At 67.1% G+C, this 26,423-nt stretch carries 26 protein-coding genes; 15 read left to right on the top strand and 11 right to left on the bottom strand.

Annotation, left to right across the window (positions count from 1 at the left end; all coding sequences use genetic code 11):
• Positions 1 to 45 precede the first annotated feature (45 nt).
• From ACTG4X_RS10635 to ACTG4X_RS10615, 5 genes are read left to right on the top strand one after another with little or no spacing between them, the layout of a single operon-like run.
• A complete protein-coding gene (locus ACTG4X_RS10635) occupies positions 46 to 891 on the top strand; it encodes an HpcH/HpaI aldolase family protein (RefSeq protein WP_093171971.1) in 846 nt (281 codons plus the stop codon).
• Positions 875 to 1,876 carry a Bug family tripartite tricarboxylate transporter substrate binding protein gene (locus tag ACTG4X_RS10630; RefSeq protein ID WP_307615769.1) on the top strand — a complete coding sequence of 334 codons (1,002 nt, stop codon included), beginning with the start codon at positions 875 to 877 and terminating at the stop codon, positions 1,874 to 1,876. Before ACTG4X_RS10635 ends, ACTG4X_RS10630 begins: the two co-directional genes overlap by 17 nt.
• 43 nt (positions 1,877 to 1,919) lie before the next feature.
• Positions 1,920 to 2,813 carry an amidohydrolase family protein gene (locus ACTG4X_RS10625; RefSeq protein ID WP_440533768.1) on the top strand — a complete coding sequence of 298 codons (894 nt, stop codon included), beginning with the start codon at positions 1,920 to 1,922 and terminating at the stop codon, positions 2,811 to 2,813.
• 31 nt (positions 2,814 to 2,844) lie between these two features.
• Positions 2,845 to 3,921, top strand: a complete 1,077-nt coding sequence (locus ACTG4X_RS10620; protein WP_440533767.1) for a hypothetical protein — start codon at positions 2,845 to 2,847, stop codon at positions 3,919 to 3,921.
• 12 nt (positions 3,922 to 3,933) lie between these two features.
• Positions 3,934 to 5,124 (top strand): DUF5624 domain-containing protein, encoded by a 1,191-nt coding sequence (locus tag ACTG4X_RS10615; protein WP_440533766.1) that lies wholly within the window; start codon positions 3,934 to 3,936, stop codon positions 5,122 to 5,124.
• Positions 5,125 to 5,128: 4 nt separating this feature from the next.
• On the opposite strand, the gene ACTG4X_RS10610 is transcribed toward ACTG4X_RS10615, so the two are convergent.
• Positions 5,129 to 5,863 carry a helix-turn-helix domain-containing protein gene (locus ACTG4X_RS10610; protein WP_440533765.1) on the bottom strand — a complete coding sequence of 245 codons (735 nt, stop codon included), beginning with the start codon at positions 5,861 to 5,863 and terminating at the stop codon, positions 5,129 to 5,131.
• 203 nt (positions 5,864 to 6,066) lie between these two features.
• On the opposite strand from ACTG4X_RS10610, the gene ACTG4X_RS10605 reads away from it, so the two are divergent.
• From ACTG4X_RS10605 to ACTG4X_RS10570, 8 genes are read left to right on the top strand one after another with little or no spacing between them, the layout of a single operon-like run.
• Positions 6,067 to 7,224 (top strand): NAD(P)/FAD-dependent oxidoreductase, encoded by a 1,158-nt coding sequence (locus ACTG4X_RS10605; protein WP_440533764.1) that lies wholly within the window; start codon positions 6,067 to 6,069, stop codon positions 7,222 to 7,224.
• 45 nt (positions 7,225 to 7,269) lie between these two features.
• Positions 7,270 to 8,721, top strand: coding sequence for a M81 family metallopeptidase (locus tag ACTG4X_RS10600; RefSeq protein ID WP_440533763.1), 1,452 nt, complete (start codon positions 7,270 to 7,272; stop codon positions 8,719 to 8,721).
• A gap of 43 nt (positions 8,722 to 8,764) precedes the next feature.
• A complete protein-coding gene (locus ACTG4X_RS10595; protein WP_440533762.1) occupies positions 8,765 to 10,336 on the top strand; it encodes an ABC transporter substrate-binding protein in 1,572 nt (523 codons plus the stop codon).
• Positions 10,337 to 10,363: 27 nt separating this feature from the next.
• Positions 10,364 to 11,299, top strand: coding sequence for an ABC transporter permease (locus ACTG4X_RS10590; RefSeq protein ID WP_440533761.1), 936 nt, complete (start codon positions 10,364 to 10,366; stop codon positions 11,297 to 11,299).
• A 19-nt stretch (positions 11,300 to 11,318) separates the two neighbouring features.
• The gene (locus ACTG4X_RS10585; RefSeq protein ID WP_093075394.1) at positions 11,319 to 12,221 is read left to right on the top strand and encodes an ABC transporter permease; all 903 of its coding nucleotides are present in this window, start codon (positions 11,319 to 11,321) and stop codon (positions 12,219 to 12,221) included.
• A gap of 10 nt (positions 12,222 to 12,231) precedes the next feature.
• Positions 12,232 to 13,263, top strand: coding sequence for an ABC transporter ATP-binding protein (locus ACTG4X_RS10580; protein ID WP_440533760.1), 1,032 nt, complete (start codon positions 12,232 to 12,234; stop codon positions 13,261 to 13,263).
• Positions 13,260 to 14,249, top strand: a complete 990-nt coding sequence (locus ACTG4X_RS10575) for an ABC transporter ATP-binding protein (RefSeq protein WP_440533759.1) — start codon at positions 13,260 to 13,262, stop codon at positions 14,247 to 14,249. Before ACTG4X_RS10580 ends, ACTG4X_RS10575 begins: the two co-directional genes overlap by 4 nt.
• Before the next feature lie 22 nt (positions 14,250 to 14,271).
• Entirely contained in the window at positions 14,272 to 15,729 is a 1,458-nt protein-coding gene (locus ACTG4X_RS10570) for an N-acyl-D-amino-acid deacylase family protein (RefSeq protein ID WP_440533758.1), read from the top strand.
• A 15-nt stretch (positions 15,730 to 15,744) separates the two neighbouring features.
• On the opposite strand, the gene ACTG4X_RS10565 is transcribed toward ACTG4X_RS10570, so the two are convergent.
• From ACTG4X_RS10565 to ACTG4X_RS10545, 5 genes are all read right to left on the bottom strand, one after another.
• A complete protein-coding gene (locus ACTG4X_RS10565) occupies positions 15,745 to 15,957 on the bottom strand; it encodes a hypothetical protein (RefSeq protein WP_093049911.1) in 213 nt (70 codons plus the stop codon).
• 63 nt (positions 15,958 to 16,020) lie between these two features.
• Positions 16,021 to 16,977, bottom strand: coding sequence for a ZIP family metal transporter (locus ACTG4X_RS10560; protein ID WP_440533757.1), 957 nt, complete (start codon positions 16,975 to 16,977; stop codon positions 16,021 to 16,023).
• Between the two features lie 121 nt (positions 16,978 to 17,098).
• Entirely contained in the window at positions 17,099 to 17,995 is an 897-nt protein-coding gene (locus tag ACTG4X_RS10555; RefSeq protein WP_093075402.1) for a dienelactone hydrolase family protein, read from the bottom strand.
• Between the two features lie 102 nt (positions 17,996 to 18,097).
• The gene (locus ACTG4X_RS10550) at positions 18,098 to 18,838 is read right to left on the bottom strand and encodes an aspartate/glutamate racemase family protein (RefSeq protein ID WP_093075405.1); all 741 of its coding nucleotides are present in this window, start codon (positions 18,836 to 18,838) and stop codon (positions 18,098 to 18,100) included.
• A 31-nt stretch (positions 18,839 to 18,869) separates the two neighbouring features.
• Positions 18,870 to 19,760 carry a transporter substrate-binding domain-containing protein gene (locus tag ACTG4X_RS10545; RefSeq protein WP_440533756.1) on the bottom strand — a complete coding sequence of 297 codons (891 nt, stop codon included), beginning with the start codon at positions 19,758 to 19,760 and terminating at the stop codon, positions 18,870 to 18,872.
• Between the two features lie 187 nt (positions 19,761 to 19,947).
• Between ACTG4X_RS10545 and ACTG4X_RS10540 the strand changes: the two genes are divergently transcribed.
• Positions 19,948 to 21,159 carry a D-amino acid dehydrogenase gene (locus ACTG4X_RS10540; RefSeq protein ID WP_440533755.1) on the top strand — a complete coding sequence of 404 codons (1,212 nt, stop codon included), beginning with the start codon at positions 19,948 to 19,950 and terminating at the stop codon, positions 21,157 to 21,159.
• An 18-nt stretch (positions 21,160 to 21,177) separates the two neighbouring features.
• Here ACTG4X_RS10540 and ACTG4X_RS10535 read toward each other — a convergent pair whose 3' ends face one another.
• From ACTG4X_RS10535 to pdxR, 3 genes are all read right to left on the bottom strand, one after another.
• Positions 21,178 to 21,498 (bottom strand): DMT family transporter, encoded by a 321-nt coding sequence (locus ACTG4X_RS10535; protein ID WP_093049896.1) that lies wholly within the window; start codon positions 21,496 to 21,498, stop codon positions 21,178 to 21,180.
• Between the two features lie 5 nt (positions 21,499 to 21,503).
• Entirely contained in the window at positions 21,504 to 21,968 is a 465-nt protein-coding gene (locus ACTG4X_RS10530) for a carboxymuconolactone decarboxylase family protein (RefSeq protein WP_097199729.1), read from the bottom strand.
• 107 nt (positions 21,969 to 22,075) lie between these two features.
• Positions 22,076 to 23,497 (bottom strand): MocR-like pyridoxine biosynthesis transcription factor PdxR, encoded by a 1,422-nt coding sequence (gene pdxR / locus ACTG4X_RS10525; RefSeq protein WP_440533754.1) that lies wholly within the window; start codon positions 23,495 to 23,497, stop codon positions 22,076 to 22,078.
• An 88-nt stretch (positions 23,498 to 23,585) separates the two neighbouring features.
• Between pdxR and ACTG4X_RS10520 the strand changes: the two genes are divergently transcribed.
• Positions 23,586 to 24,188 (top strand): FMN-dependent NADH-azoreductase, encoded by a 603-nt coding sequence (locus ACTG4X_RS10520; RefSeq protein WP_440533753.1) that lies wholly within the window; start codon positions 23,586 to 23,588, stop codon positions 24,186 to 24,188.
• On the opposite strand, the gene ACTG4X_RS10515 is transcribed toward ACTG4X_RS10520, so the two are convergent.
• Together ACTG4X_RS10515 and ACTG4X_RS10510 are read right to left on the bottom strand one after the other, a co-directional pair.
• Entirely contained in the window at positions 24,185 to 25,087 is a 903-nt protein-coding gene (locus ACTG4X_RS10515; RefSeq protein ID WP_093049884.1) for a LysR family transcriptional regulator, read from the bottom strand. The two genes, ACTG4X_RS10520 and ACTG4X_RS10515, sit on opposite strands and share 4 nt — an antisense overlap.
• Positions 25,088 to 25,100: 13 nt before the next feature.
• Complete coding sequence (locus ACTG4X_RS10510) at positions 25,101 to 26,393, bottom strand: M20/M25/M40 family metallo-hydrolase (protein WP_093075423.1); 1,293 nt, start codon at positions 26,391 to 26,393, stop codon at positions 25,101 to 25,103.
• Positions 26,394 to 26,423: the final 30 nt, after the last annotated feature.

Raw genomic sequence — 26,423 nt, 5'->3', positions numbered from 1 at the left:
ATCCCTTCACACCTTTACAACCACAGAGACAAAGGAAGAACCCGCATGGTGCAAGACAGCGCAACGGCGTCCGCCGACGCCGCATCGACCAACCTCGTCGTGAGCCGCCTGCGCCAGCGCCTGCCGGTGGCGGCACTGGGCATCCGCGCTTCGCGCACGCCCGACATCGCACGCATCGCCAAGGCCAGCGGCCACCACGCGATCTGGGTGGACCTGGAGCACAGCAGCATCGCCATCGACGCGGCCGTGCAGATCTGTGCCGCCGCAATGGACATCGGCCTCATGCCCTTCGTGCGTGTGCCGGAGCGCGAGTACGGCGTGATCGGCCGGCTGCTCGACGGCGGCGCGGGCGGCATCATCGCGCCGCGCATCGAGACCGTGGCACAGGCCGAAGACCTCGTGGCCGCCTGCCGCTTTCCGCCGCTGGGCCACCGCTCGGCCATCGGCACGCTGCCGCACGTGGGCTACCGCAAGATGGCCGCGGCGGATTTCAACGTCGCCATGAACCGGGCCACCGCGCTGAAGGTGCTGATCGAAAGCCCGCTGGGCATCGAGAACATCGAGCGCATCGCCGCGGTGCCGGGCATCGACATCGTGGGCATCGGCACCAACGACCTGAGCGCCGAGCTGGGCGTGGCCGGTGACTTCAAGCACCCGCTGGTACGCGCCGCGCACGAGACTGCGCTGGCCGCCTGCCTGCGCGTGGGAAAGCCGCTCGCCATCGGCGGCATCGCCGACGCGGCCTACTCGGCCGAGCTGGTACATCGTGGTGCAGCACCTTTCCTCATGACCGGCATCGACACCGACATGCTGCTGGCCGCCGCACACGAGCGCGTCGCGAAGGCGTTGAGTTCGGTCGGTGTGGAGAACGGCGATGCGGTCGTGCGCTGAAGCAGTCCTGCGCCGCACAGGCGCCGTGCTCGCGCTGCTGCTCGGAACGCTGGCCTTGCCCGGCCCTGTGCTCGCCCAGGTTGCACAAGGAGCGACGACCCTCGTCGTGCCGACGCCGCCGGGTGGACCCATCGACCGCGTCGCCCGCATCGTGGCGCAGGGCCTGTCTTCCGTGCTGGGGGAACCGGTGGTGGTCGAGAACAAGGGCGGGGCCGCCGGCAAGATCGGCGTGCAGGCGGCTCTGCGGGCCGCACGCGACGGCCACACGCTGATTGCGGTCTCGCCTTCCATCGCATCGGTCAATCCGGTGGTCGACAAGGCGGCGGGCTATGACCCGCTCAAGGACTTCGATCCGCTCGGCATCGTCGCCTTCAACGACGGCGTGCTGGCGGTGCGCGCCGACCTGCCCGTGACCGACATGCCAGGGCTCGTGGCCTATGCGAAAGCACACCCCGGCGCGCTGACATACGGCTCCTTCGGCGTCGGCACCAGCCTGCACCTGCAGACCGAGGAGTTGCTGCACACGCTCGGCATCACGGCGCGGCACGTGCCCTACAAGGGCGAGGCGCAGGCGATGAATGCGCTGATCGCAGGCGAAGTCGACATGATGGCCTACGTCACTTCGCCCATCGTGCCCTTCGTGGCAAACGGCCGCGCGCGGGCGCTCGCCGCCACGGCATCGACCCGCTGGGCTGCGCTGCCCGCGGTGCCGAGCTTTGCGGAGACCGGCATCGACGCGCTGCGCAACTACACCTACCGCTCGTGGGTCGGCATCGTGCTGCCGGCAGGCGTGCCGGCGGCTGCGCGGCAGCGTGCCACTGCGGCGCTGCGCGAGGTGCTGGCCCGGCCCGAGACGCTCAAGGCACTCGAGGCGCAGGGCTTCGCGCCGGTCACGCCCGACGCCGAGACGATGCGCCGCACCGTCGCCGCCGAACTCGAGCGCAACCGCCGGCTGATTGCCGCCGGCGGTATCTCGCTCGAATGAGCCTTCATCGATTTTTTCCTTTCATCTTTTTTCCTTCGAAACCATGAGTTCCCAGATCCTCACTTCCACGCCCATGCGCGCGCCCGAAACGCTGGCGCGCCCCGCCTTCACCGTGCCTGCCGGCGCCTGCGACTCGCACGTGCACGTGTTCGAAAGCGAAGACCGCTATCCGCACGTCGACCAGCCGCACTACACGCTGCCCGACGGCCCGCTCACCAAGCTCGACGCCATGTGCGAGTCGCTGGGCCTGGCGCGCTATGTGATCGTGCAGCCCAGCTTCTACGGCACCGACAACCGCTGCATGCTCGACGCCCTGGACATCGCCGGCGAGCGCGCGCGCGGCGTGGCCATGGTGGACGACAGCGTCACCGAAGACACGCTGCACGACATGCACCGCCGCGGCGTGCGCGCCCTGCGGCTCGACCTGTTCCTGCGCTCGGGCCTGCCGACCGCCGAGCTGGTGCAGTACATCCAGCGCAGCGTGCGCATGACGAAGACTCTGGGCTGGCACCTGCAGTTCTACACGCCGGGCTGGGTGGTGCGCGACCTCATTCCGTACCTGGGCGACATCGATGCCGACTTCGTCATCGACCACATGGGCTACATGCTCGAGAGCGACGGTCTCACGCGGCAGGACTTCGACCGCCTGCTGCGGGTGCTGGCCGACGGGCGCGGCTGGATGAAGCTCTCCGGCCCCTACCGCGTGGCCAAGGACGGCAACTTCGAGAAGCTGCGCCCGCTGGCGCACGCCATCGTCGAGGCGCTGCCCGAACGCACCATCTGGGGCAGCGACTGGCCGCACATTCCCAACGGCGCGCGCGACACCGGCGAGCTGCTGAACCTGCTCGCGCCGTGGGCGCCCGACGCACCGGCGCGCCAGCGCATCCTGGTGGACAACCCGGCGCGGCTGTTCGGCTTTGCGCCGATTCCGCAGTAAGGTGCGCATGCCGAACGAAAGAACGACCGCGATGAAAAACATCCAGGACCTCGACACCTCCGGCGCGCGCGCAGCGGAGACCTTCATTCACGGCGGCACGCGCTACCTCGTGGTGCCGCAGCTCGCAGTCGACGTGCCGGGGCAGCCCGCGATGATCACCGTGGGCAACAGCGATATCGATGCGCTGGTGTACCGCTGGCAGGACGAAACCTTCGTGCCGCACACGCGACTGCCCGTGCCAGGTGGAGAAGACGCGGAGTTCTTCGAGATCGGCGGCCGCGCCTTCCTGGCCACTGCCAGCCTCAAGTCGGGTGCCGGCCCATACGAGCTCAATGTCGACTCGGTCATCTTCGAACTGAAGGACGGCGCATTCACCGAGTTCCAGCGCGTGCCCACTTTCGCGGCCAAGCAATGGACGCACTTCACCATCGGCGAACGCCACTTTCTGGCGCTCGCACAAGGCGTGGCGATGGAAGGCACCGAGGCCCGGAATCCGTCGAAGTCGGCCATCTACGAATGGAACGGCGAGTGCTTCGCCGAGTTCCAGGTCATCGACTCGACCTGGGGCTACAACTTCGCGTCCTTCGAGATCGGCGGGCAGCGCTTCCTGGCCTATGCCGACCACGTGGCGCGCTCGCGCGTCATGCTGTGGAGCGGCACGCGCTTCGAAGACTTCCAGCTGCTCGACGGCAAGACCGGCCGCGCCTTCCAGTTCTTCGAGGCACAGGGCGAGGCCTGGCTGGCCTTCGCCTGCCTGCACGACGACACCGTGCTTCTGCGCTGGAACGGCACAGGCTTCGTCGCGCACCAGACGCTGAGCGGCCCCGGCGGGCGCGAGTTTGTCTGGCGCGAAGATGCGCAGGGTGGCGAGCTGGTGCAGATCAACTTTCTGCTCGGCAGCCGCGAGGCACCCATTACCTCGCTGACCTCGGTTGGCTACCGCTTCGCCGACGGCAAGCTGGTGCCGCAGCGCGAGTTTCCGACCTCCGGCGGCACCGACGCCTGCGCCTTCGAGGACAACGGCCACGCCTACCTGGTGGTGACCAACAGCCTCGGCGCCGACATCCGCTTTCGCACGCCGAGCAAGGTGTACCGGCTCGGCGCATAGACAGGAGCCACCATGACGGCAAACCCGAATTTCCAGAGCCCCGAGTTCCTGCGCCTCTTCGAGACCTACACCGCGAGCGCCGACAGCATCGGCGCGAAGATGACGCACGCCACCGCCGAGGCCGCGCCCGACGCGGCGCTGATCGTTGCCACGGCGGCCGACTTCATCCTGTTTCCCGGCAGGGGCAGGCCGCCTGAGGTCGAGGGCTACCGGCTCACGACGCGCGGCTTCAAGGAGCTGGCAGCGGTGTCGCACCTTGGCCCCGCGCTGGCCTCGCTGGTGCGACTGCGTGAGCTCGACCCCGAAGGCACGCTGTGGCGCGGCGAAACCGAACGCCTGCTCGCCGCCACCGTGGCCGCGCGCGAAGCCAACAGCGTGGCGCTCTGGCGCGACGACATCGCAGTGCCCGCCTATCGGGGCCGCGAGACGGCCATCGCGAACATGGTGCACTACGCCTGCGAAGTCACAGAGCGCTACATCGCGCGTGCCCTCGCCCACCCCGAGACCCTCACTGCCGCCGACCTGCGCACGCACTACCTCGAAGCCACGGGCGATGCCATCGGCGCGAGCGTGCCGATGAACAAGGTGATGATCGCCACCTTCTTCCTTGTCGGCCTGGACACCGGGCACCGCGTGATCGCATGGTTCGAGCGCCACCGCATCGACTGGGCGAACGCAATGGTGCTGATCGTGGGCAGGCAGGGCCGCCCCACCGCGGGCGTTACCTGGAGCACCAACGCCGTGTGCTCGATGATCCTCGCCTCGTCGCACCATGCGCTGCCGCTGGAGCGCGTGTACATCGCACCGCATGCACCGGCGCCCACCTTCACCTACCCCGTCGACCTGGCGGCCGTGTCTGCCCACGAGGCGCCGATGCGCAAGCTCTGGTGGGCCACGCGGGCCATGAGCGACCTGGGGCCGATGATGTACGAGGGCTACCCGCGCTTCGCCCCCGGGCGCGGCGGCCGGCCGGTGCTGCAGCCCGACACCACCGAAGTCAGCGAGATGCCCGCCATCGGCGGACCGGAGGACTGGCATGCGCTCAACACCCGCATGCGCGTGATCCTCGAAGACCCGCGGCAGTTGCTGGCAGGGTGCGTCACCGACTACGCGGCGGACCAGCTGCAGGGCAATGGCAACGACCCGCTGAAGGCGGTAGTGCCGGGCCTGGACGGCACGGACTACCCCGCGTATTTCTCCTGAGGGGCTAGGTGCCCTTTCTGCTTGCTGGCGCCTTGGCCTTCACGGTCTTGGGTGCCGCAGGCTTGGCCGGCGCCGGCGCCTTGCGCGCCTCGCCCTCGCGCGCGGACTGCATGTGCCGGCTCTCGCCGATGGTCATGCCCACGATCCGCGCGAGCTGCCGGCTCACGCTGATGTACGCATGGCCGAGGCGGCTGTCGAAGTACAGCGAATCGCCGCGCGCCATGTGCAGCACTTCGCCGTTGTCGAAGTGCACCTCGATCTCGCCCGACAGCACATAGGCGAACTCTTCGCCCGCATGCCGCACGAAGTCTTCCGGCCCGTGGATGCGCCGCGCATGCACTGTGCCGACGATGGGGCTCATCTGCTTGCCCGCCGCCGTGGTGCCGAGGAACTCGTAGGCAATCGACAGCCCCCGGTACACCACGCCCTTGCCCGCGCGCGTGACCACCGGCCCGTCGAGCTGCGCGGGCTTGACGCCTGCGCCCGCGAACATCGCGTTCATGTCCATCTCGAGCGCACGGCCCAACGCGGTGAAGTTTTCATAACCCAACGCGAGCTGCCCGCGCTCGGCGCGCGAGATGGTGGTGATCGACACGCCCGAGCGCTCGGCCAGCTGTGCCAGCGTCCAGCCGAAACGCTTGCGCGCGCTGCGCAGGCGATGACCGAAAGTGGTGCGGTCCAGCGTGGGCGGCTCGTCCTTCGGCTTCGTTGCCGTCCTAGTCCCTGTGTGTGGATTCACGCTTGGCTTTCTCTTGTGATGCAAGTGGATTCTGCCAGCCGGGCGGTGCGCCATCCATGCCAAACCGCGTGACGCAGGCGCGGAAGTTGCGTATACGCAAATTGCGTTGACGCAAATTTCACCGAAGCGGTGCACCATGGTTTCCCCTTGGTGCCACCAAATCAATTTGCGTATCCGCAAATTTCTACCTACACTTTTTGCCGATGACTTCCAGCACCCCAACGCCCGTCGTGGCAGATTTCCTCGTGATCGGCGGCGGCATCGCCGGGGCTTCGGTGGCCCATTGGCTCGCACCGCATGCCAGCGTGATCCTTCTCGAACGCGAGTCGCAGCCGGGCTACCACTCCACCGGCCGCTCGGCCGCCCTCTTCATGGAAAGCTACGGCACGCCGCAGGTGCGCGCCCTCACCATGGCGAGCCGCGCCTTCCTCGAACATCCGCCCGAAGGCTTCTCGGAGCACCCGCTGCTCACGCCGCGCGGCGCGATGATGGTCGCGGGCGCCGGGCATATGGCCGAGCTCGAAGCCCACTGGGAGGTGCTGCGCGCCATGGACACCGGCGCCTCGCGCCTGAGCGGCGAGCAGGCCCGCGAGATGGTGCCGGCGCTGCGCCCCGAGCAGGTGATGGGCGCGGTGTACGAACCCGATGCGTCCGACATGGACGTGCACGCCATCCACCAGGGCTACCTGCGCGGCATGCGGCGCGCCGGCGGCAAGCTGGTGTGCGATGCCGGTGTCACGGCCATCGAACGCGTGGGCGAACGCTGGCGCGTGGAGGCCGGCGGCACCGTGTACGAGGCGTCCGTGGTGCTCAACGCGGCGGGCGCATGGGTCGACACCGTCGCACGCATGGCGGGCGTGCCGCCGCTGGGTATCGAGCCGCGCCGGCGCTCGGCCTTCATCTTCGCGCCGCCCGAAGGCCAGAGCGTCGCGCACTGGCCCATGGTGTTCGGCGCAGACGAGGGCTGGTACATCAAGCCCGACGCCGGCATGCTGCTCGGCTCGCCGGCCAATGCCGACCCGGTCGAGCCGCAGGACATACAGCCCGAGGAGATGGACATCGCCATCGCCATGCACCGCATCGAGGAAGCGACCACGCTCGCCATCCGCCGCCCCACGCGCACCTGGGCCGGCCTGCGATCCTTCGTGGCCGACGGCGACCTGGTAGGCGGCTTCGAGCCCGGCGTGCCCGGCTTCTTCTGGGTGGCGGCGCAAGGCGGCTACGGCATCCAGACCTCGGCCGCCATGGGCGAGGCCTGCGCCGCGCTGGCACGCGGACTGCCGCTGCCGGAGCGCATCGCCTCCTTCGGGCTCACGGCCGAGATGCTGGGCCCGCAGCGGCTGCGCACGGCCACGGCCTGAGCGCAGCCACACACAGAAAAACATCCCACTCCACGAGACATCACCATGCGCGTTTTCAGTGCCTCCCTCGCCACCGAAACCAACACCTTCGGCCCGATGCCAACCGGCCTCGCCTCCTTCAAGGACCGCGGCTACTTCCCCGCCGGCAAGCACCCCGAAGCGATGACGCTGTTCTCGGGCCCGCTGTGGGCCGCACGCATGCGCGGCGCCGACAAGGGCTGGACGCTCTTCGAAGGCATGGTGGCCGGCGCACAGCCCAGCGGCACCACCACGCGCCACGCCTACGAGACGCTGCGCGACGAACTGCTGGCCGACCTGCGCGCGGTGCTGCCGGTCGACATGGTGCTGCTCGGCCTGCATGGCGCGATGGTGGCCGACGGCTACGACGACTGCGAAGGTGACCTGCTGGCGCGCGTGCGGCAGATCGTCGGGCCCGGCGTGGTGATCGGCGCGGAGCTCGACCCGCACAACCACCTCACGCCCGCGATGGTCCAGAACTCCGACCTGATGATCTCGTTCAAGGAGTACCCGCACACCGACGTGCTCGAGCGCGGGCTGGAGCTGGTGGACATCTGCGCCGCCATGGTCGAAGGCAAGGTCAAGCCGGTGGCCGCGGTGGTCGACTGCGACATGATCGTCACGGTCCACACCTCGCGCCAGCCGGCGCGCGGCTTCGTCGAGCGCATGCAGTCGCTCGAAGGCGAGAACGGCGTGCTGTCGGTCTCGCTCACGCATGGCTTCTCTTGGGGCGACGTGCCCGAGATGGGCACCAAGGTGCTGGTCTACACAGACGGCAACCAGGCCCAGGCCGACGCTCTTGCGCGCCAGCTCGCCGACGAAGTCATCGCCATGCGCGACGGCCTCACGGTGAACTACCCGAGCATCGATGCCTCGCTCGACGAAGCACTGGCCTTCGACGGCGGCCCGGTGGTGCTGTCCGACGGTGCGGACAACCCCGGCGGCGGCGCGGCAAGCGACTCCACCTTCATCCTGCGCCGCATGGTCGAGCGCGGCATCACCAACGCGGCGCTGGGCCCGCTGTGGGACCCGATCGCGGTGCGCATCGCATTCGACGCAGGCGTGGGCGCCAGGCTGCAGATGCGCATCGGCGGCAAGATCAGCCCGCTCTCTGGCGATCCGCTGGACCTCGACTGCACCGTGAAGGCGCTGAAGCACGACCTGGTGATGACGGGCCTGGCCGGCACGCCCACACTGATGGGCGACAGCGCGCTGATCGAGGCGAACGGCATCGAGATCGTGCTGATCACGCTGCGCAACCAGGCAATGGGCACCGACCTGTTCACGCAGCTGGGCTGCGACCTCGCCGCGAAGAAGATCATCGTCGTGAAGTCGTCGCAGCACTTCTACGCGTCGTACTCCAAGGTGGCGAAGCACGTCATCTACGCGGGCGCACCGGGCGCCGTGACGCTCGACCTGAACACGCTGCCGTACCGCAAGGCCCGCCTGCCCAAGTGGCCGATCGGTGTTGCCGCCTGACCTCCTCTTTTTCTTTCCTTCGCCCTCGACCGGAGAACCGACGATGAAACGACGAACGCTTGCCGCCCTCGCTGCCCTGGTGCTTTCTCTCCCGGCGTTCGCCCAGACGCCGCCTCCCAAGACACTGAAGGTGGTGGCGCACGCCGACCTGAAGATCCTCGACCCGACCTTCACCACGGCGTACATCTCGCGCAACTTCGGCTACATGGTCTACGACACGCTGTTCGCGCAGGATTCGAGCGGCAAGCCCCAGCCGCAGATGGTCGACAAGTACACGACCTCGAAAGACGGCAAGCAGTGGAGCTTCACGCTGCGCCCGGGCCTCAAGTTCTCCGACGGCAGCGCCGTCACCTCGGCTGACGCCATCGCCTCGCTGCAGCGCTGGGCCGCACGCGACAGCCTGGGCCGCGCAATGGTGGCGAGCGGCGCCGAGTGGAAGGCAACCGATGCGCGCAGCTTCACGCTCACGCTCAACGAGCCCTTCGGCATGGTGCTTGAGGCACTGGCCAAGCCCTCGGGTTTTCCGCCGGTGATCCTGCCCGAGCGGCTGGCCAAGATGCCGGCCACCGCGCCGCTGACCGAGGTGCTTGGTTCAGGCCCCTTCATCTTCAAGCGCGACGAGTGGGTGCCGGGCAACAAGACGGTGTTCGTGCGCAACCCCAACTATGTGGCGCGCAGCGAACCGCCGAGCGGCCTGTCGGGCAGCAAGAAGAGCAACTTCGACCGCGTCGAATGGCTCTACCTGCCCGACGCCAACAGCGCGGTGGCCGCCCTGAAGCGCGGCGAGGTCGACCTCATCGAACAACTGCCTCCCGACTACATCGCGCCGCTGCGCACCGACACCAGCGTGAAGATCGGCGCCTTCGGCACCTACCAGGGCTTCCTGGTGATGAACCAGCTGCATCCGCCCTTCGACAACCCGAAGGTGCGCCAGGCACTGCTGCAGGCCGTGAGCCAGGAACGCTTCGTGGCGGCCATGGGCTTCCCGCTGGACATGCGCATGGCCTACTGCGCCACCTACTTCATCTGCGGCAGCCCCAACGACACGGCCGCCGGCGCCGACCCCTACCGCAAGGCCGACGTGGCCAAGGCCAAGCAGCTGCTCGCAGCCTCCGGCTACAAGGGCGAAAAGGTGGTGCTGATGGTGCCCAGCGACGTGCCCTACCTCAACGCAGAGGCACTTATGGCCGCGCAGACCATGAAGAGCATCGGCCTGAACGTCGATGCGCAGAGCATGGACTGGGCCTCCATCGGCGCGCGCCGTGCCAAGCGCGACGCGGCCGACGCGGGCGGCTGGAACATGTACGTGACCGTGGCCGGCGAGTTCGACGCCAACTCGCCCATCGCCAACGCCTACCTGGGCGCGGCGTGCGGCAACACGCTGCCCGGCTGGCCCTGCGACAAGCCGCTCGACGAGCTGCGCACCGCATGGCTGAAAGAGACTGTGCCGGCCAAGCGCAAGGAGCTGCTCGACGCCTTCCAGCGCCGCGCCTACGAAGCCGTGCCGTACATCAACGCGGGCCAGTACTCGGCCGCGTTCGCCGCGCGCGCCAGCCTCAAGGGGCTGGACAAACTCTGGGCCGGCCTGCCGACGGTCTGGGTACTCGACAAGTAAGACGAAGCGCAAGCACAAGGCATCGCCATGGGCTACATCGTTCGACGCTTTCTCTCGACGCTCCCCGTCATGGCGGTGGTGGCCGTGGTGGTGTTCCTGCTGATCCACCTGTCGCCCGGCGACCCGGCCGCGCTCATCGCGGGCGACCTTGCAACCACCGAGGACATCGAGAAGCTGCGCACCGCGCTCGGCCTGAACCTGCCGCTGTGGCAGCAGTTCGCGCTGTGGGTCGGCAAGCTCTTCACCGGCGACCTCGGCACCTCGATATTCACGCAGATGCCGGTGGCGCAGCTGCTGGGGCAGCGGCTGGAGCCGACGGTGTCGATCGCCGCGCTGACCATGCTCATCACGCTGGTGGTGTCGGTGCCGCTGGGCACGCTCGCGGCGCATCGCGCGGGCAGCTGGATCGACCGGCTGGTGATGCTGTTCGCGGTGCTGGCCTTCTCGGTGCCGGTGTTCCTCGTCGGCTACCTGCTGGTCTACAGCTTCGCGGTCCAGCTGCCGTGGTTTCCGGTGCAGGGCTATGTGCACTTTGCCGAGGGCCCGGGCGAGTGGTTGCGGTCGCTGGTGCTGCCCTGCGTGAACCTGGCGCTGGTGTACATCGCTCTGGTGACGCGCATGACGCGCGCCACCGTGCTCGAAGTGCTGCACGAGGACTACATCCGCACCGCGCGCGCCAAGGGCCTGGGCGTGCTGCCGGTGCTGGGGCATGCGCTGCGCAACGCGGCCATTCCCATCGCCACCACCGTCGGCGCGGGCATCGCGCTGCTGATCGGCGGCGTGGTCGTCACCGAAACGGTGTTCGCCATTCCGGGCGTGGGCCGGCTCGTGATCGATTCAGTGCAGCGACACGACTACCCCGTGATCCAGAGCGTGCTGCTGCTCTCGGCGGGGGTGTATGTGCTGATCAACCTGCTGATCGACCTGAGCTACCGCCTGTTCGACCCGCGCATCCAGTACTGATGAAGAAGAACCCCACGCAATGTCCACGGTCCTTCCCTTGAACACCATCCAGACACCCGACGCCGCGGCCGACGACGAAGCCCCTTTCGTGCCGCCGCGCTGGCGCTGGGTGCGCAAGCACCCGACGCTGATCATCGGTGCGCTGCTGCTGATTGCGGTGGCCATTCTCTCCATCGCCGCGCCGTGGATCGCCACGCACGATCCGCAGGACATCGACCCGCTCGCGCGCATGCAGCCGCCCTCCGGCGAGCACTGGTTCGGCACCGATGCGCTGGGCCGGGACGTGTTCAGCCGCGCCGTGTGGGGCGGGCGCGTGTCGATGATCGTGGGCGCCGCGGTCGCGGTGCTGGCCACCTTCTTCGGCATTGCGCTCGGACTGGTGTCGGGCTTCGTGCGCTGGGCGGACGGGCCGATCATGCGAGTGATGGACGGGCTCATGGCCATTCCCGGCATCCTGCTGGCCATCGCGCTCATGGCGGTGACGCGCGCCAGCCTGACGACGGTGATCATCGCCATCACGGTGCCCGAGATTCCGCGCGTGGTGCGGCTGGTGCGATCGCTCGCGCTCACGCTGCGCGAGCAGTTGTTCGTGGAGGCAGCACACGCGGTAGGCACGCGGCTGCCGGTGATCCTGGTGCGCCACGTGCTGCCGAACATCGTGGCGCCGTTGGTGGTGCAGGCGACCTTCGTGGCGGCGGCCGCCGTGCTGACCGAGGCCGCGCTTTCATTCCTCGGCGTGGGCGTGCCCTCGCAGACGCCGAGCTGGGGCAACATGATGGCCGAGGGGCGCAACTTCGTGACGGTGGCGTTCCACATCATCCTGTACCCGGGGCTGCTGCTGGCGGCGACGGTGCTGGCGATCAACCTGCTGGGCGACGGCCTGCGCGATGCGCTGGACCCGCGCCTGGCACGGCAGCTGTGAAGGACATGTCATGACGATCACCATGTCCCACACCGCCCTCGCCCCCGGCGAGCCTCTGCTCGAAGTCGACAACCTGCGCACGCACTTCCACACGCTGGCGGGCGTGGTGCGGTCGGTCGATGGGGTTTCGTACACGGTGCGCGCAGGCCGCACGCTCGGCGTGGTCGGCGAATCGGGCTGCGGCAAGAGCGTGACGGCGCTGTCGATCCTGCGGCTGGTGCCTACACCGCCCGGACGCCACATGGGCGCGGTGCGGCTGCGCGGCACCGACCTGATGCAGCTCAGCGAACGCGAGATGCGGCAGATTCGCGGCAACCGCATCTCGATGATCTTCCAGGAGCCGATGACATCGCTGAACCCGGTGCTCACCGTGGGCCGGCAGATCGCAGAGACGGTGCAGCTGCACCAGAAGGCCAGCCGCGCCGATGCGATGAAGCGCGCGGTCGAAATGCTGCGCGTGGTGCAGATCCCCGAGCCCGAGCGACGCGTGAACGAGTACCCGCACCAGCTCTCGGGCGGCATGCGCCAGCGCGTGATGATCGCGCTGGCCCTGGCCTGCAACCCCGAGGTGCTGATCGCCGACGAGCCGACGACGGCGCTCGACGTGACGATCCAGGCGCAGATCCTCGACCTCATCAAGCGCCTGCAGAAGGAGCTGGGCATGGGCGTGGTGATGATCACGCACGACCTGGGCGTGGTGGCCGAAAGCTGCGACCGCGTGGTCGTGATGTATGCCGGCAAGAAGGTGGAAGAGGCAGACGTGATCGACCTGTTCGACCGCCCGCTGCACCCCTACACGCGTGCTCTGATGGCCTCGATGCCCGCGATGAACACCACGAGCACGCGGCTCACCGAGATTCCGGGGCTGGTGCCGGCCGCACACGAACTGGGGCGCGGCTGCGCCTTTGCGGCGCGCTGCAGCCATGCGCGCGAACGCTGCCGCGCCGAGACGCCGCAGCTCGTGCAGCAAGTCGGCGACCATGTGGTGGCCTGCTTTGCAGTCGAAGAACACTGGGCAGGTACCGAGGAGATGGCTGCATGACGACGACCGCTGCAACGCCACTGCTGCAGGTGCGCAACCTGCGCAAGCACTACATGTCGCCCAAGCGCTGGCTGCGGCCGGCCAGGCCTTCGATCCAGGCGGTCGACGGTGTGTCGTTCTCTGTTGCGCGCGGCGAAACGCTGTCGCTGGTCGGCGAATCGGGCTGCGGCAAGACGACCACGGCCAAGTCGGTCATGCGGCTGGTCGAGCCGACCTCGGGCTCGGTGGAGCTCGAAGGCGAAGAGCTGCTGACGCTGTCCGCCGAAGACATGCGCATGCGCCGGCGGCAGCTGCAGATTATTTTTCAGGACCCGTATGCCTCGCTGAACCCGCGCCTCACAGCCGGAGACATCGTGGCCGAGCCGCTGCGAAACTTCGGCATGGGCATGGCAGCGGAACGGCGCGAGCGCGTGCAGTGGCTGTTCTCGCGCGTTGGGCTGCGGCCCGAGGCGGCGAAGAAGTTTCCGCACGAGTTCTCGGGCGGACAGCGGCAACGGCTGGGCATTGCGCGTGCATTGGCGCTGAACCCGAAGCTGATCGTGTGCGACGAGCCGGTGTCGGCGCTCGACGTGTCGGTGCAGGCGCAGGTGGTCAACCTGCTGATGGACCTGCAGGCCGAGTTCGGCATCGCGTATCTCTTCGTGGCGCACGACCTTGCGGTGGTGCGCCACATCAGCCATCGCGTGGCAGTGATGTACCTCGGGCACATCGTGGAGATTGCCGACCGCGACACGCTGTTCTCTTCGCCGCTGCATCCGTACACCGAGATTCTTCTGTCGGCCGTGCCCGTGCCCAACCCACGCACGCCCGCACGCCGCATGCTGCTGCAGGGCGATCCGCCGAGCCCCGCCAACCCGCCTTCGGGCTGCCGCTTTCACACGCGTTGCCCGATGGCGCAGGCCGTGTGCAAGGAGAAGACGCCCGAGCTGAGCGAGCGGCCGTCGTCCGCGAACGGCAGCCACTGGGTTGCCTGCCATTTCCGCTGAAGAAGAAAGAAAGGATTTTTCCGTGTCCGAAAAACCTCCCCACTACGACCTGCTGATCCGCGGCGGCACCGTAATCGACGGCACCAAGGCGCCGCGCTTCGATGCCGACATCGGCATCGTGAACGGCCGCATCGCCGCCATCGGCAAGCTCGCCGGCCACACGGCCGAACAGACGCTCGACGCCACCGGCCGCATCGTCGCGCCCGGCTTCATCGACTCGCACACGCATGACGACCAGGCCGTGCTGTCGCAGGCGCAGATGCCGTTCAAGGTGTCGCAGGGCGTGACCACGGTGGTGGCGGGCAACTGCGGCATCAGCGCCGCACCGCTGCGCGCCGACATGGACCTGCCGATGCCGCTGAGCCTGCTCGACTCGCCGGCGGAAGGCCGCTTCACCACCTTCGCGGCGTACCTCGATGCGCTGCGCGCCACGCCCTCATCGGTGAACGTGGCGGCGATGGTGGGCCATTCGACCTTGCGCGCCGTGGTCATGGCCAACCTCGACCGGCCCGCGAACGACATCGAGATCGCGGCCATGCAAGCGCTGGTCGAAGAGGCGATGCAGGCCGGCGCCATCGGCCTGTCGACCGGCACTTTCTATCCGCCGGCCGTGAAGGCGACGACCGAGGAGATCATCGAAGTCGGCCGCCCGCTCACATCGCGCAAGGCGCTGTACGTGACCCACATGCGCGACGAGAGCGACCGCGTGATGGAGTCGCTGGAAGAAACCTTCCACATCGGCCGCGCGCTCGACATTCCGGTCGTGGTGTCGCACCACAAGGTGCAGAACACGCAGAACTTCGGCAAGACGAAAGTCACGCTGCCTTTCATCAAGGAAGCGATGCAGCACCAGTGCATCGGGCTCGACTGCTACCCCTACACGGCCGGCTCCACCATGATCCGCACCGACCGCGGAATGATGGAAGGCCGCGTGCTCATCGCATCGAGCGTGCCGCACCCTGAATGCGCAGGCCGCGACCTGAAAGACATTGCAGCCGGATGGGGCGTGTCGGGCGAAGAGGCGGCCAGGCGGCTGCAGCCCGGCAGCGCGATCTATTTCATGATGGACGAGGACGACGTGCAGCGCATCCTCGCGTTCGACGAGACCATGATCGGCTCGGACGGCATTCCGCTGGGCGAGAAGCCGCATCCGCGCCTGTGGGGCACCTTTCCACGCGTGCTGGGCCACTACAGCCGCGACATCGGCCTGTTCCCGTTGGAAACTGCGGTGTGGAAGATGACGGGGCTCACGGCGCGCAACTTCGGCCTGCACGAGCGCGGCACGCTGAAGCCGGGCCACCATGCCGACGTGGTGATCTTCAACGCCGCGACGGTGCGCGACACCGCGAACTACGAAACGCCGATGCAGCCGGCAGAGGGCATCGATGCGGTGATCGTGAATGGCGCCGTGACCTGGCGCGATGGGTCGCACTGCGGGGTGCGCAACGGACAGGTGATCACGCGGCGCGAGACTGCCTGAATGGCTTGAGCAGGCTCAGTCCGGAGCGTTCATCACGCGGTCGAACTCTTCGTCGGCCGGCACGTTGTCGGCATCGAGTTCGCTCGCATCGGTGAGATCGATGCCCGTTTCCTCCGACAGGTCGTCGGACACGTCGCTGTCCTGCTCCTCGAAGTCATCGGCGGGCGTGTCGTCCTCATCGTCTTCGGCGGGCGAGGCGGATCGCGCGGTGGCGTCGATGGTATTCATGATCGGTTCCTCGGCTGATTTCTGACAGACCCCCTATGGTGCGCCTGTTTCGGCCGTTCCGGTTCATCCGGCGCGCAGCGTCGGTGTCGGAAAGTTTCCCGCGGGATTCGCTAACCGGCTGACCGACCGTGAGTCCTTGTGCACATGGCCGTGCTCCCCGTGGCCCGGGTCGTCGTGGCCGTGGTCGTGCCCATGCTCGCCATGCGCCAGCCGGCTCACTAGCGTGACCAGCACGATGCCCGCGGCCAGCCACAGGATCTGCGCGGCGGTCTGGCGTGCCGGCAGGCGCTTCTGCAGCTGCGGAATCAGGTCGGCCAACGCCACGTAGACAAAACTGCTGCCGGCCAGCACCAGGAAGTACGGCAGCCAGCTGTGCAGCTGGTCGACCAGCCACCAGCCCGCGATGCCACCCAGCGCGGTCATGGTGCCAGCGAGCGACACCTTCACCAGCGCCGCGCGCTGGTTGGCGGAGCTCTGGCGCAGCACGACGAGGTCGCCGATGTGGTGCGGAATTTCGTGCGCCAGCACCGCGATGGCAGCAACCAGGCCCAGGCGCAGGTCGGCGGTGAAGGCCGAGGCGATCAGGATGCCGTCGCCGAAGCAATGCACGCTGTCGCCTGTGAGCACGGCCCAGCCACCGGTTCGGGGGCCGTGGTCGTGCGTGTGGCCATGCGAGTGCCCGTGGTCATGGTCGTGCCCCTCGTGCGCGCTCTTCTCGTCGCCATGGTGATGTTCGTGCCCGTGGTGCCACAACTCGGCCTTGTCGAGCAGGAAGAAGAACACCAGCCCGAACAACAGCACCGCGAACAGCAGCGCGGGCTCGATGCGGCTCTCGAACGCCTCGGGCAGCAGATGCATGAACGCCGTGGCAAGCAGCGCACCAGCTGCCAGGCTCAGCAGATGCTGCGGGTTCACGCCGCCCGAGCCGCTGCGCACGCCCACCTTCAGCAGGAGGGCCGCGAGCCAGACGCTTCCGATACCGGCAACCAGGGTCGCCGCGATGATGACTATCAAATTCATAGCTGCTTGCGCAAGAGGAGCGGCCGCTGAAACTGTTTCAACAAGGCCGTTGTCCGTTCATAAAAAGAGAAAAGGCCGTCATTCGACGGCCTTCGGCGGGGGTGGCTACAGGGCGCCGCGTTCAGGCGACGCCATTGGCTTTGAACCAGGCCGTGGCACGTTGCCAGCCGTCGTCCGCTGCGCTCTTGACGTAGCTGGGGCGGTAGTCGGCATGGAATGCGTGGCCTGCTTCGGGGTACACGACGAAGCTCGACGCCTTGGCCGCCGGGGTTCCAGTGGCCAGAGCTGCTTTCATCTTATCAACCGTGTCAAGGGGGATCCCCTGGTCTTTTCCGCCGTACAGGCCAAGCACCGGCGCCTGCAGGCTGGCGGCGATGTCGATGGGGTGCTTCGGCGTCAGTTCGCTGGGCTGCCCGACCAGCCGGCCGTACCACGCCACGCCCGCCTTGACCTTGCCGGTGGCGGCATACAGCCACACGATGCGCCCGCCCCAGCAGAAGCCGGTGATGCCGGCCTTGCTGGTGTCGCCGCCGTTGGCCTTGGCATAGGCCAGCGCGCCGTCGAGGTCGGCCAGCACCTGTGCGTCGGGCACCTTGCTGACGATGTCGGCCTGCAGCTTGGGAATGTCGGTGTAGCCGCGCGGGTCACCCTGGCGCGCATACAGCTCCGGCGCGATGGCCAGGTAGCCGAGCTGGGCGAAGCGGCGGCAGGTGTCGGCGATGTACTCGTGCACGCCGAAGATTTCCTGGATCACCAGAATCACCGGCAGGCCGGTCTTTCCGGCGGGTGCCGCAGCGTAGGCGGGCACATCGAAGCCGTTGACGGTGTACTTGATCGGGCCGGCCTTCAGGCCTTCGGCCGAGGTGCTGATGGCAGTCTGCGCGGCCACCGGCAGCACGGCGGCGGCATAGCCCACGCCGATGGCGGCCTTGAGTGCAGTGCGGCGCGTGGCGCCCTGCTCGGTGCTCTCGCCGGGGCGAAGCGAATCGAAGTCTGAACGGCTGTCGTCGAGGGGCATGGGAAGGGCTCCAGTTGGATCGTCGGACAAGGGGCGTTGCGCTATCAAAAACGCACGCCGCAATGTAGGCGAAATCGACTCCTGCCTCTATGTCCCCTGGTTTCAGTGGGGTTGGTAGGCCCGCCGGGCCAGCGCCGCGGCCAGTACCTGCGCGGGGTCGACGAGGTCGAGGCCCGCCACCGCGGCCGAACCCTGCAGACCCAGCGGCACTTCGGTACAGCCCATGATGATGGTGACGGGGCCATGGCGCTCGGCCAGCCGCAGCGCCACATCGGAAAAGCATTGCTCGGCGAGCTGCATGTTGCCGGCCTTCACGCCGTCGAAGATGCCGCGCGTGATGGTGTGGCGCTCCGCCGGCGTCGGCACGTGGCAGCCCAGGCCCGCTTCGGCCAGCGCCTGTTCGTAGAGGCGCACGCGGTAGGTGCCCTCGGTAGCCATCAGCGCGACGCTGGTCGTGCCCTGCCCGGCCAGCTGTTGCGCGGTTTCGCGCGCCATGTGCAGCAGTTCGACCTGCGGAAAGCGCTCCTGCAGGTTGGCGTGCCATGCATGCGCGGTATTGCAGGCGATGGCCACGGCCCGGCTACCGAGCGCGGCCAGCCGGCCCAGCGCCTGCAGCATCGGCTCCAGCGGCTGGTGTGCGCCCTGTTCCGCCGAAGCCAGCGCGTCGGTACGGTCGGGCACCGGCACCTGCGCGAGCCAGTGTTCAGGAAAGGACTGGTCGCGCACCGGCTCGCCGCGCGCGCGCATCTGCTGCGCGCAGGCCTGCACGAAGAGCCGCACGAAGTCGGCGCCCGCCGCGGGGCCCATGCCTCCAAGAATGCCGACCACCTGCGTCACTGCCATGTCCTTTTCTTATCTTCTCGTCGCGCCTGGATCAGGTCGCGGGCTTGTCGCTGAGAGCTTTCAGGTTCTCTTTCAGCTGCGGGCTCATCGGCAGGTTCAGCGGCACGTTCTTCGGCGGGATCGGCTGCATGAACCACTTGTTGTAGAGCTTCTCGAACTCGCCGCTCTTCATCAGGCCGGCGAAGGTGTCGTCGACCAGCTTCTTGAAGGCCGGGTCGTCCTTGGGCAGCATGCAGGCATAGGGCTCGACCTGCAGAGAATCGCCCACCACCTCGAAGTCGGCCGGCGTCTTGGCGTTGGCGATCAGGCCGAACAGCAGGATGTCGTCCATGGCGAAGGCCACCGCACGGTCGCTCTCGACCAGCAGGAACGAATCGGCGTGGTCCTTGCCGAGCACGATGTCCATGCCGAGGTTCTTCTCGGTGTTGTACTTGCGCATTACCAGTGCGTTGGTGGTGCCTGTAGTGCTGGCCACGGTCTTCTTCGCGAGGTCGGCGTAGTTCTTGATCTTCGAAGACTTCTTCACCAGCAGGCGCGTGCCGGTGTAGAAGTGGTTGATGGCAAAGGCCACGTCCTTGCCGCGCGCGGTGTTGTTGGTGGTGGAGCCGCACTCCAGGTCGACCGTGCCGTTGGTGATCAGCGGAATACGGTTCTGCGAGGTGACGGGCATGAGCGCGACCTGCAGGTTGGGCTTGTTCAGTTTTTTCTTCACCGCCTCGACCACGGCGTTGGAGAGTTCGACCGAGAACCCGATCGGCTTGTTGGGGCCGTCGAGATAGCTGAAGGGCACCGACGACTCGCGATAAGAGAGCGTGATCTTGCCGGACTCGGCGATCTTGGCCAGCGTGTCGGCAGCCTGCGCGCCAGTGGCGCTGAAGAGCGCCGTTGCGGCCATGGAAGCCATGAGGACGGAGAGTTTCATGCGAGCCTTCATTCGGTTGGACTGAACATGCGGCCAGTTTAAGAAGCAGCGAAACAAAACAACAATTCCAATTGAAAGCCGACCCATGCCCAAAGGTTATGGGCGGGGGTTCTTTTGGCATTTCCGGCCGGAGCCGCGCGCGCCTACAGTCACGGCTCAAGTTCTCAATCTCCGGAAAGTTGCCTCCATGCATGTGTGTGTGCTCGGTGCCGGCATCGTGGGCCTGGCCACCGCCTGGCAGCTCGAACGCCAGGGCCATCAGGTCACCGTGATCGACCGCGCCGCCCCTGGCGCGGGCGCAAGCGGCGGCAATGGCGCGCAGCTCAGCTACTCGTACGTGCAGCCGCTGGCCGACCCGTCGATCTGGAAGCAGTTGCCCAAGCTATTGCTGTCGCCCACATCACCGCTCAAGCTGCAGCCGCAGCTCGACCCGCTGCAATGGCGCTGGGGCATGGCCTTTCTCGCGGCCTGCAACGCGCAGACTTCGCGCGACACGACGGCGAAGCTGCTGGCGCTGGCCGCATCGAGCCGTACAGAGTTCGAGGCGATGCGCGCCGATATCGCACCCGATTGCGATTTCTCGGCCACCGGCAAGCTGGTGCTGTATGCCAGCTCGGCTTCGCTCGAAGGTGCGCGCGCACAGCTCGAACTGCAGCGCGCCATGGGTAGCGAACAGCGCCTGGTAACGCCTGACGAATGCATCGCCATCGAGCCCGCGCTTGCCAGCTACCGCGGCCAGATGGCGGGCGCCGTGCACACGCCGAGCGAGTGCGCGGCCGACTGCCTCAAGGTGTGCACCGAGCTCATGCGGGCATTGAGCGCGCGCGGCGTGCGCTTCATGCTCGGTGCCGACGTGCATGGCTTTGCACGCAGCGAGAACCGCATCGCGGCCGTGCACACCAGCGAAGGCGACGTGGAGGCCGATGCCTTCGTGATGGCGCTGGGCTCTGCCTCGCACAAGCTGGGCCGCGCGCTGGGGGCCTATCTACCGGTGTATCCGCTCAAGGGCTACAGCATTACCGTGGAGGTCGATCCGTCGCCCGGCGCCGCGCCGCACGTGAACGTGACCGACAGCGCACGCAAGGTGGTGTTCGCGCGCATCGGCTCGCGCCTGCGCGTGGCGGGCATGGCCGAGCTGGTGGGGCACGACGCAAGCATTCCTGCGACGCGCATCGAGACGCTGGCAACGGCGACGCGTGCCCTCTTCCCGCATGCGAGCCGGCTCGAGGAACTGCACCCGTGGACAGGCATGCGGCCCGCCACGCCGAAAGGATTGCCGATCATCGGCCGGCTGGAGAGCGCGCCGTCGAACATGCTGTTCAACACGGGCCACGGCGCGCTGGGCTTCACGCTGGCCTTCGGGTCGGCGCTGCAGATCGGGCAGGCCTTGCGGGCCTGAGCGCAACCTGCCTCCTTCTCAGCTGGTGGTGACCAGCTTGAGCCCGATCACGCCGGTCAGGATGAGCGCAATGCACAGCAGCCGCATCGGCGCGGCCGAATCGCCCAGCACCACCATGCCCACGATCGCGGTGCCCGCGGCGCCGATGCCGGTCCACACCGCGTAGCCCGTCCCCATCGGCAATGTCCGCAGCGAGAGCGAAAGAAGCACCACGCTCGACAGGCCGGCAGCGACCGTGAACAGCGCGGGCACCAGCCGCGTGAAACCTTCGGACGACTTCATCGCAAAGGCGAAGACGATTTCAAGAACGCCGGCAACGCCGAGCAATGCCCATGCCATGGCGTTCAGGCCTTGGCAGCGGCGGCAGTGGCAGCGGGCGTCGAGCGGAACGTGATGCCGAAGCGGTTGAAGGCGTTCATCAGGCCGATCGCGTAGCTGAGGTCGGCCAGTTCCTTGTCGCTGAACTCGGCGGCAGCGGCTTCGTAATCCGCATCGGGAACGCCGGTTTCAGCGACGCGCGTCACGGTTTCTGCCCAGGCGAGCGCGACCTGTTCGCGGCGGCTGAAGACCTCGCCCGCGTCGTGCCACACCGGAACCAGCACGAGCTTGTCGACCGCCAGGCCGGACTTGAGCAGGTCGCGCGAATGCATGTCGATGCAATAGGCGCAGCCATTGATCTGCGAAACCCGCAGGTAGACGAGATCGACCAGTTGCTTGGGCAAGCCGCTTTTCTGGACGGCCATGTACACCCCTCCGAAAGCCTTGTAGACCTCGGGCGAAATCTTTGCGTAGTCGATGCGATTGCTCATGAAGAGTCCTTGTGTGTACTGGTTGGAAAGGACTCCATGGTGTCGAATCTTGGTCCAGCCCAGAAGATCCATAAATGGCATTCGATACTGGGCCATGATCTTCCAGATCACATCAGGCTCAGGATGCGCTTTCCGAGCTTCTCGGCGGTGCGCCGGGAATCGATGTTCGTGAAGTTGACGAGCAGGGCCGAAGCGCCCTCGCCCTCCTTCGTCCAGTCTGACAATGCCTCCGCGTACAGGCCCTCTTCCCGCATGCGCGCCACGAGCTCGCGATCCGATTGCCGGCCTTGCAACCGCAAGATGAGATGCATGCCACCGGGTTGCGCGTCGATTCGCACGTGCTGCCCGAGCACGCTCTGCAAGCCCGCGCTGGTCGCCTCGCGACGCTCGGCATAGAGCCTGCGCATCCGCTGGATATGCCGCGCGAAGTGCCCCTCCGTGATGAAGGCGGTGACGATGGCTTGCGTCAGTTCGGGGCTGCCCCCGGCGAAGGTCTGGATGATCTGCTCGAAGCGCTCGACCTGCGACTCCGGCACGACGAGATAGGCCAGCCGGATGCTCGGGAAAAGCACCTTGCTGAAGGTGCCCGCATAGAGCACGCGTCCGTCGCGGTCCAGGCTCTTCAGCGCAGGCAAAGGTCGGCTGACATAGCGGTATTCGCCGTCGTAGTCGTCCTCGACGATCCACGCGTTGTGCCGTCCGGCCCAGTCGAACAGCGCCTGGCGCCGGGGCAAGGACAACGACACGCCCAGCGGACTCTGGTGCGCCGGCGTAACCACGGCTGCACGCGCGCGTGGCGCCGACTTGATGCCCTCGGAAACGACCATGCCCTCCTGGTCTACACGCACCGGGACAGCCGCGATTTGCATGTGCGCGAGCAGCTCCCGCGTGGGCGGGTAGCCGGGGTCTTCGAGCCAGACGCGGTCTCCCGCCTTCAGCAAGGCGAGGCCGATCAGCTCGATGGTGTGGCGGTATCCCGAGGTCACGAACACCTGCGATGCAGCGCAGTTGATGCCACGCGACACCTGCAGATACGCGGCGATTTCGGCACGCAGCTTTGGCAACCCGTAGATGGAAGGATGCGCCATGTCGGACGGCTGCATGGCACGCACGCAGCGCGCACCCAGGCGGGCCCATATCTTTCGAGGGAATTCGTCGAGGGCGGGCAGCCCCATTTGAAACGGAAGAATCGAATCCGGCCGGAAACCGATCGAAGAAATTCTCTTGTCGAGCGGAGGCTCCGGAATTGCCACGGGCGTTTGCGGCTTGAGGCCCGGCGCCACGATGGTCCCGGCCTGGCCACGTGCCTGGATGTATCCCTCGGCGACCAGCAAGGAGTACGCGGCTTCGATCGTTCCTCTTGCCAGGCCCAATTCCTTGGCCAGTGCGCGGGCGGCGGGTATCCGGTCGCCGGGCTTGAGCAATCCGCTGGAGATGGCATTGCGAAACCGCTCGTAGATCTGCCGGTAGTAGGGCTCGGCCGCTGCGGGGTCCAGCGGTGATACGGGGCTGCTCTTCTTGGCGATCATGGATCAATCACAAGCTCCATTCTTGGCTCTGGAGTGTAGGCCATGCAAATTCTAGGATTGACGCTTCTCCCTTGCGGCCATATCAATCATGAAAATCCTGCACGTCAATTGCAGCTCCCGCGGGCAAGCCTCGGAGAGCTTCAGGCTTTCCCGAAAAATCGTCGATCTTCTGCTGAAGAAGTCGCCCGATGCCGTATTGGTCAAACGAGAAATTGGCGGCGGCGCCCTGAGGCATATCGACGCGAATTACGCGCTCGCCCAGCATTCGTCCACGACAGAAATAAATCAGGAAGGCTCGATTTCCACATCCGAAGAATTGATCCGGGAACTGGAGAACTCGGACGTCGTGGTCATCGGAACGCCCATGCACAACCTGAGCGTGCCCTCTGCGCTGAAGGCCTGGATCGATCATGTCGTTCGAGCACGCCGTACGTTCAATGTGGGCGCTGCGGGCAAGGTGGGCACGCTGCGCGACCGCCCGGTCTTCATCGCCGTGGCTTCGGGCGGGAGATTTTCCGGGGAACATGCACGGCAGCCGGATTTCCTGACGCCATACCTGACGACCATCCTGGGCACCATCGGGCTGAAGGACCTGAATTTCTTCTCAATCCAGGGCACGGGCCTCGGCCCGGATGTCGTCGCGCACGCCAGGGCCAAGACCGACCTGGCGCTGCAGGCGTATTTCTCCTAGAGCGCCTCTTGGATCGCCTGCTGCATGCAGCGCGTGATGCCGCGCACCGCCACCGAATCGGGCCGCGCCGCAAAACGCAGCGCGCGAATCGGCACCGGAATGTGCGGCTCCAGCGTCAGCACCTCGACCTTCGCACGGTCCGCCGATCGCGCCGTGCAACCGTCGACCAGCGCCACGCCGATGCCGTGGTGCGCCATGGCCAGTGCCGCGTGATAGGTCTGCACCGTGACCACCGCCTGCTGGAAGCCCACGCCCGCCTGCCGGCAGGCCTGGCTCAGGCTGGTGCCGACGGGGTCGCGGCTGTCGAGGCCGATCACCGGACGGTTGACGAGATCGTGCAGCGCCACCGAACCGTTGCGCACCAGCGCGCGCGGCAGCATGCCCTTGGGCGCAATGCACACCATGCGGCTGTCGGCCAGCGTCTCCTGCGTGAGCGAGGGATGTACCGCGGGGCTGAAGGCAAAGCCCACGTCGGCTTCCTGCAGCAGCAGCGCCGACATGATCTGCGGCGAGTGCAGCGACTCGACGGTAATTGCATAGCCCGGATGCTTTTCGCGAAAGGCCTTGAGCGCGCGCGGCAGGATGTCGTAGCTCAACGCCAGCACGCTGAGGATGCGCAGCTCGCCTGTATCGCCCGCGGTGCGCAGGTTGGAGGCAAGCCGCTGTACCTCGTCGAGCTGCGCGAACAGCCGTTCGATATGCGGATACAGCGTGAGCGCTTCTGTGGTCGGCGTGAGCCTGCCCTTGGCGCGCTGAAACAGCGGAAAGCCCAGCTGCAGTTCGGCATGCTGCAGCGTGCGGCTCACCGCCGGCTGCGTGATGTTGATGAGCCGCGCCGCCGCGCTCACGCTGCCAGTGAGCATGATCGCGTTGAAGACCTCGATGTGGCGAAGGCGCATCGCGAACGGCGGGTCAGTTGCCCGAAGCGGTCTTGCCTCGTGCGATATCCATGACCATGCGGGTGCCGAGGTACAGCCGCGGTTCGATGGAGTTGACCAGCACGTACTCGGCATCGGCCGAGTGCGCGCCGAAGCCCTGCAGGCCGAAGCGCTCGATGACGGGCGCCTTGGTCTTCAGCGCGGCAAAGGCCGCATCGGTGCCACCACCGGCGGCCTTGTCGTCGGCGCCCAGCGGCAGGCCGAGCTCGTCCTTGTAGATCTGCTGCGCATGGCGGGCCATGGCGCGCGAAGCGTCGGTGGCTTCCAGCGGCGGGCGGCGGCGCTCGAAGTTCATCTCGACCTTGGCCTCGGGAATCAGCTGTTTCTTCACGCGCTCGTTCACCTGCTGCTCGATGCGGTCGTAGTCGCTGACCTTCAGCACGCGCACGTCGGCGCCCGCGGTGGCACTGGCCGGAATCACGTTGCGGTTGCTGCCCGACTTGGAGATGGTCCAGTTCATCTTCAGGCCGGTGGCCGGGTCGGACAGGTCGCGCATCTGCAGGATCTGGTGCGAAAGCTCGTACAGCGCGTTCACGCCCAGCTCGGGCGCCGAGCCCGCATGCGAGGCCTTGCCCGTGACATGCAGCGTGACCGAGGCAATGCCCGCCGTGGCGAGCGAGAGCTTGTCTTCCTTGACGTAGGCGCCCTCGAAGGACAGCACCGCATCGTGCTCGCTGCCCATGCGCGTGATGAGCGCGCGTGCGCCGGGCGAGCTGATTTCCTCGTCGCCGTTGATCAGCACGGTGAGCGTGCCGTATTCCTTGAACTTCATCGCCTGCAGCATCGACACGATGTGCGTGATGACGGCCACGCCCTGCTTGTCGTCGGCAATGCCCAGGCCGTAGGCCTTGTCGCCATCGATGCGGAACGGCTGCTTGTTGAGCATGCCCACGGTGTAGACCGTGTCCATGTGCGCGATCAGCAAGATCTTCTTCTTGCCCGTGCCCTTGAAGGTGGCGCGCACCACGCGGCCCATTTTCTCGGGCGTGTCTTCCATGCGGTAGGCCTCGGCGCTCGGGTCGATCAGCTCGACCTGGCCGCCCAGCGCCTTGAACTTCGCGGCGATGAGGTCGGAGATTTTCTCGAGGCCGTCGAGGTCGCGGCTGCCCGACTCGATGGAGACCAGCTCCTTCAGCGTGTCGAGCAGCGCGGGCTTTTCCTTGGCGGCGAGCGAAGCGACTTGCGCGTCGGGTGCGGCGAAGGCGGTGCCGAAGCAAGCCGCGCAGACAGCGGCGAGCAGAAGTTTGCGGTGCGGAAATTGAGTCATGTGCGTACGTTCTTCTCGGTTGGTTGTCTC

Origin of the sequence: Variovorax sp. YR566 (assembly GCF_051992195.1) — a bacterium.
Classification (GTDB): domain Bacteria; phylum Pseudomonadota; class Gammaproteobacteria; order Burkholderiales; family Burkholderiaceae_C; genus Variovorax.
The sequence above is the reverse complement of the archived record's forward strand: the minus strand, read 5'-3'. Positions and strand labels throughout refer to the sequence as shown.